General features: G+C 38.5%; 5 protein-coding genes. All 5 read right to left on the reverse strand.

Annotation, left to right across the window (positions count from 1 at the left end):
• Positions 1-1154: hypothetical protein (locus tag A1019T_RS11245; RefSeq protein ID WP_143514122.1), on the reverse strand; the 1154-nt coding region annotated here is incomplete at its 3' end.
• Positions 1147-2253: a hypothetical protein gene (locus tag A1019T_RS11250; RefSeq protein ID WP_077451710.1), complete on the reverse strand. Its 1107-nt coding sequence runs from the start codon at positions 2251-2253 to the stop codon at positions 1147-1149. The genes A1019T_RS11245 and A1019T_RS11250, both read right to left, overlap by 8 nt.
• Positions 2254-2266: 13 nt before the next feature.
• A protein-coding gene (locus tag A1019T_RS11255) for an IS3-like element ISPssp1 family transposase (protein ID WP_095532615.1) occupies positions 2267-3432 on the reverse strand; the annotation gives its coding sequence in 2 pieces (ribosomal slippage) (positions 2267-3174 and positions 3174-3432; 1167 coding nt in all).
• A 52-nt stretch (positions 3433-3484) separates the two neighbouring features.
• Positions 3485-4750, reverse strand: a complete 1266-nt coding sequence (locus A1019T_RS11260) for a hypothetical protein (RefSeq protein ID WP_143514124.1) — start codon at positions 4748-4750, stop codon at positions 3485-3487.
• Positions 4735-5289, reverse strand: coding sequence for a hypothetical protein (locus A1019T_RS11265; RefSeq protein WP_077451713.1), 555 nt, complete (start codon positions 5287-5289; stop codon positions 4735-4737). Before A1019T_RS11265 ends, A1019T_RS11260 begins: the two co-directional genes overlap by 16 nt.
• Positions 5290-5771: the final 482 nt, after the last annotated feature.

Consider the following 5771-nt stretch of genomic DNA (forward strand, 5'->3'; position numbering starts at 1 on the left):
TGAGGAAAATCATTAAGCAGCTGCTCGATATAGCTGATGGAACCCACCCTAGTATCTTTAAGTGCTTCCTGAACCTCTCTAATCAAATTTTTACTAAATGCAGGGTAGCTACTCCTCTTTTTGCTATCAGTAGAGCGTTGTGCAGTGACTACCTCAAACAACTCATGCCACTCTAATGGCTTAGGACTTTTATTAATTGACTCTCGATTGTAGTTAATCAGCTTGTCTTTAGGCAGACCTGTTGTTTTAACCTTGCCTTGCTTAATAGTAGATAAAGCATTATCAAGATTAGACCCTTCTAATTGTCTCCAATGGTAGTTTGCATATTTAATTAGCTGCGAATACCCTGGCTTTGTCCTGTCTTTATTATTGAGATTCAGTTTCTTGCTAATGTCATTAATCAAGGTATCAAAAGACTTGATACTCTCATGTTTAATACTCTTCCCTTTTAGCGCGTATAAGAAACACAGTGTCATATCATCAGGGATATACTCAACATAACGACTTAATTCACTGTCAGAAGAGTTAGTTAACTTATTGCTCCCTGTTTCATGACAGCCATAACTATCATCCTTCACAGTTAACACAATTACCGCTAAGCTTTGAATGGCTTCTGCGCTTTTGCTTTTAGTAAAATCTAACCTATAAACATCTCGACTGCCTAGCATCCAGTTATAGAAAGACTTCAATACTGCTATATCATTAATACCGCCATAGACAATGCTACAAAATATCGCTGATTCAATTAAGTCACTGGTGCTAAACCTCCTTTTTCTTTGCCATATCCCAATCATATCTTGGACAGCCAGGCTCACTTGAGAACCCTGTACAAACCACTCATATCCAATGTTTAACGTGTCACGCTCTGCTAAAACGGGAACTACTGGCTCATCTAAATGAGTATTATGCCTTTGGTTATATGCGCGGATAGCTTCTAAAAAGCCTTGACGAGCCAGCTGAAAGCTAAACGGTGTATCAAAGGCATTCTCCAAAAGAATGTTTATATCCTGATAATAATCAGACAGCTTAGTCGTTTGCTTGAGTGGATTAATGCTCATATAAGACTGTACCAGGCTTTTTGCCTCATCTTTGATATCTTGGTGAGTGCTATTACGATTTTGCGCTCTTAATTCATGTGCAACTAAATTAGCCATATACGCTTACCCCTACCTGTTTCAAATTAAGTTCACATGCCACCTCATCAAGATAATCACTTAAACTCTTAATCTCATTAATCGATAGCGATGACATTGGATGCATTGCCTCCTGGTCAGGCTGTTCATGACCATAGAGGGCGCGTATTAAATGCTCGGGCGCTCTGTTAGTCAGCAAAGTACGCAGTTGATGTCGAAGCCAGTTATCTTGATGACTAAAAAAGCTCTTTAACTGATAACGTACTTTGCTTGGCGTAATACCTGAAAAGCCTCTAGGGTTCTTACTAAAAAGCTGAATTAAAGGCTGGCGAGAGTTTAGAATGTCTTCTATTGGAAATTGTACAGACGGGTATATAACATTGTGTAGTGCTGCAAACTGCTTTATATACTCTATATAATTTTGAATGGCTGTTATTAAGAACTGACTTAGTGGAATAAGCCTACCCTGGCTCTGTCCTTGACGCTCTTCTTTGTCTGAGACCCAAAATAGTCTAGCTCGAAAATCAAATTGGTTTAATAAACCTGGGGCATGGACGACAGGTCTAATGCCCGTCTGAATCATAATGATATGCCAAAGCCAAATACTATAAGCATTAAACTGTTCAATATAACGATCTTGTTTAATACTTAGGTCTCTAATAAGTCGTCCATTATAGCTTTCAACGGCACCTGCTAACTGTTCAAAGAACCTTTGGCAGATACCCCTGTTTAAAGCCATGTCACTACCGATGTAGGGTTTATTATTTATAGCTAGGCCATTATAAGATAGTTGCTTTTGAATCTCCGTGCCACACATCCTTGCCATCAAAGATATAGCTTGAACATAGGTATCATTTAAGCTCTTTGTGCTAATGCTCGTATAATAAAGAGGTGAACTATGCTTTACATCAACTGCTGTTATTAAATCAGCATGTAACGGCTCGTTTAATTCATTTTTTATGATGCTATATAGTGCTGATTCAATATGCTGATAACTTAAAGTTGGCAGGTTGAGCTGACGTTTTAGGTCTTTTAAACTATCGAAAATCTGAGTCTGCTCAATGAAAGTTGGTTGTTCTAGAATAGACTGACCTCTGCTGTCAACAACGGAGAAAAACATTTGGTAGATTTCATCAGGCAGCCTGACGGTAAAAGTCTTGGAATACTTGAGTAGGCGACTTAAATCCTAACCCTTTTTGTATTCGTTGACGGTTGTAAAAAATCTCAATATATCTAACCCCATCCTTAATGGCTTCATCACGAGTCTCATAGACTTTGTGATAAATCAGCTCGTTTTTTAACTGACCCCAGAAGCTTTCAATCGGGGCGTTATCGTAGCAATTGCCTTTTCGGCTCATAGAGCCAGCAAAACCATACTTGTCGATGATTTGGCGGTATTGATGGCTACAATACTGACTACCCCTGTCAGAATGCACGATTAAGCCCCGAGCAGGGCGTTTGTATTTAATGGCATTGTTTAAAGCCTCACAAACCAAATCAGCGGTCATACGCTTATTTAGAGCATATCCCACAATCTCTTTGCTGTACAAGTCTTTGAATGCTGCCAAGTACACCCAGCCTTCATTGGTCCAAATATAGGTAATATCGCTAACCCAAGCGATATTGGGTGCTGCCACATCAAACTGCTGTTCTAACAAGTTTGGATACACAGGCTTATTATGATTTGAGTCAGTAGTCACCTTAGATCGCTTGTGGCGTTTGCAGTAAATACCATGTTCTTGCTTGATTTGCCGAACCATGTACAGGCTGATGTCGTGTCCTTGGCTGGTTAAATGCTGATGCAAACGTTCATGCCCATAGCTTTGCTGTGTATCCATATGAGCGGATTTGACCAGTAACTCACAGCGATTGTGGTGCTGTTTTCGCTTGCTCATGCCTCGCTTTAGCCAGTCATAGTAGCCTGATAGGCTGACTTCAAATACGGTCACCATACGTTGTATGCAGTATTTCAATCGATTCTCTTGCATAAAGGCGTACTTGGCTATTGATTCTTGGCAAAGTACGCCGTTGCCTTTTTTAGAATTTCTCGTTCCTCTTGAGCGATTCTTAGTTGTTTTTTTAGGTCTTTGATTTCATCCAAGGCGGCTATGAGTTCAGAATTGTAATTTTGGGTGCCTGCAAGTACGCCTCTTTCAGCCTTCCTATGCCAGTTTGCTAGTGTGTTCATGGGTATGCCAAGTTCTTTAGCCGTTTGACTGATGTTGCCGTTATTTTCTTTGACTTTGGCGATGGCTTCAGCTTTGAAAGTGTCGCTGTATTCTACTCTTTTCTTACTCATGGTAAACTCCTGTTTAGGATTCTAGTTTACCAAATATTTTTGTCCGTTTTTTTCAGCATACATCAGACTGTATTTCAATCGGAATTGGTAAAGTAAATTCACGATCAAAACTTTGCCTATGTGGTAATAGGTGACTTCTGCGGTTTGTCGTGACATTTACTGTGATATTCAAAGTATGATAGCTACTATTAATCCCTTTCTTATAACTTAACCAAGTTCGCTGACCCTTATCTAGGCCCAGCTCGTAAATGACATCTTGAACCCTACGGCCACTTATAAGTGCAATCAAAATAACGGTATAGCTAGAACGACTGCCATCATTTGAAATCATTAAAAGCTGCCAGAGCCTATTAAACAGCATTTGAATATTGGCTAAACTTAGCTGACGTAAGCTGGTTGGGAAACCAAACCCATTACGCCTTGCGTGACGATAGTTGTTTTTAAGCTTCCATTGCTGAAGCTCTGAAGACTTGGCTGTATGCTTAGATGGCTTGAAGTCATTATCTAAAAGCGCTTCTGGATCATCATCTGCAAGGTTCTCATCGTACGATACATTATCATTCTGGTGCTTTATCCCGAATGCTGTGGCTCTAAGGGGTTCATCCTCACTGTCATAGTAAAATTTATCTAAATTTGATTTGAAAGCTTCATTATTACTAGTTTTAGAATAGGTCTTACCTACAAACTTCTTATCTTCAGCTACGACCTCATAAGCCAGTCGAATACGACCAATCTTTCCTGCCAGATTTTTATTGATGACCTCCCCTGAAGCCTCTGACTGCTTTTTTAAAGTTTCATACTGACGAATGCCATTAAGTACGCCAGCTAATGTGTTCTGCTGATTATGAATATGAATGAGGTCATTAAGGATTTCATACTGAGGATTATGAACATTCAATCCCATTCTAACTCGTACACCCAGCTGATTCACTTTCGCAAAGTGTTTATCCTCTCGCAGTGTGATCCTTAAAATAATTTGCAGGTAAGCACTCATAAATTGCCAAGCATGGCTTTTACTATCTACTGCCCCATATTTTTTATAAAACAGGACGAGCATGTATGAGACAGCCCACTCTTCAATCTTTTTAGCTTTAACAATCGCATCTGCTATGTCATCGCACTCATTGATCGTAAAGATCATCTCTGATGATTTAGGAATAAACTCACTATTTAAAGCAAAGCCCGGCTTCAAGCTCACAACGTAAATAATGAGATTTTGTATCTTCAGGCTGGCAGGAGATCTCGCCGGTACCAATTTATCTAGTGCTGTTCTCAACTTATCGTTGTTAATATTTACCATAGTTAATTCACTAGCCAATCCATACTCATAGGAAGTCCTACTACGCTATCTTCTACTGCTGTCTTAGATTGCTGGTATTCAAAACTTGCTTTGGTTATATTAGCAAAGCTGCAATAGTTATCGATCGTTAGACTATCAATATTCATCAATTTATAGATAACAGATTTTGGGGCCATCTTTTTGAGTGCTTTAAACAACTGAGGATGATGGATATCTTTCGAAAACACCAACTTGACAACCTCAGCCCATGCCAGCATCTGAATATCTTGGATGCTTTCAGGTGTGATTAAGCATGGGTACTTATCTGAGCTATTTGATATCAATATGTTATTGACCCTAGCAAAATCGTTAATAAAATACAGTGTGCTGGCATTTCCCGCTATCAGCCTTAGAGGTGGTCGATAGAATTTGTCTAAAACGAAAAGGTCTATTTCAGTATTCCTGGATTTAAGCCGTTGCCATAGAGTGAGTGCATCCTTAGCCTGCGGATGGATAAGAACCTTAACTTTACTCAAATCAATGAGTTTTTGACTTGGTTTTAAATTAATAAATTTCATCTTATTTAACTTTCAATGAATTATATTCATGTTATATAAAATACACTTAGGTGTCAATATCAGTAGTTTTACTGTTGTGTGACTTGCATAATTTAATACTTTTTATCATCCTCTCGACTTTATAGCATGCACAAAAAAAACGCGTAGCCCATTTACTTCAATGAGTTACGCATTTTTACGTTTCTTAATATTTTATCTAGGTGACTTGATGAAGCTTAGGGTTTGTATGTTGTACATACTGTTGTACATATAATAATAAAGACTACTGTATGCCTTTAAGATAAAGGCTTTTATATTTTAGTTTTGTTCCCTGTGAGCGCACCAATATTTATATTTCCTCATTACCATTTATTACCTAAACTCCTACGAAGCCCCTATCATACCAGGGCAATCGCACTACAAATCGATTTTAGCTACATTTTAATTAATTATTGACCTTTTACAGATGTTATCACCAATTTTCGGTCGCAAATAACAAAAAC

Source organism: Psychrobacter piechaudii, assembly GCF_900162825.1.
GTDB lineage: Bacteria > Pseudomonadota > Gammaproteobacteria > Pseudomonadales > Moraxellaceae > Psychrobacter > Psychrobacter piechaudii.

Bases quoted from the DNA above. Each gene is read 5' to 3' on its own strand.
- A1019T_RS11250 (WP_077451710.1), bottom strand. From the start codon at position 2,253: ATGTTTTTCTCCGTTGTTGACAGCAGAGGTCAGTCTATTCTAGAACAA.
- A1019T_RS11265 (WP_077451713.1), bottom strand. From the start codon at position 5,289: ATGAAATTTATTAATTTAAAACCAAGTCAAAAACTCATTGATTTGAGT.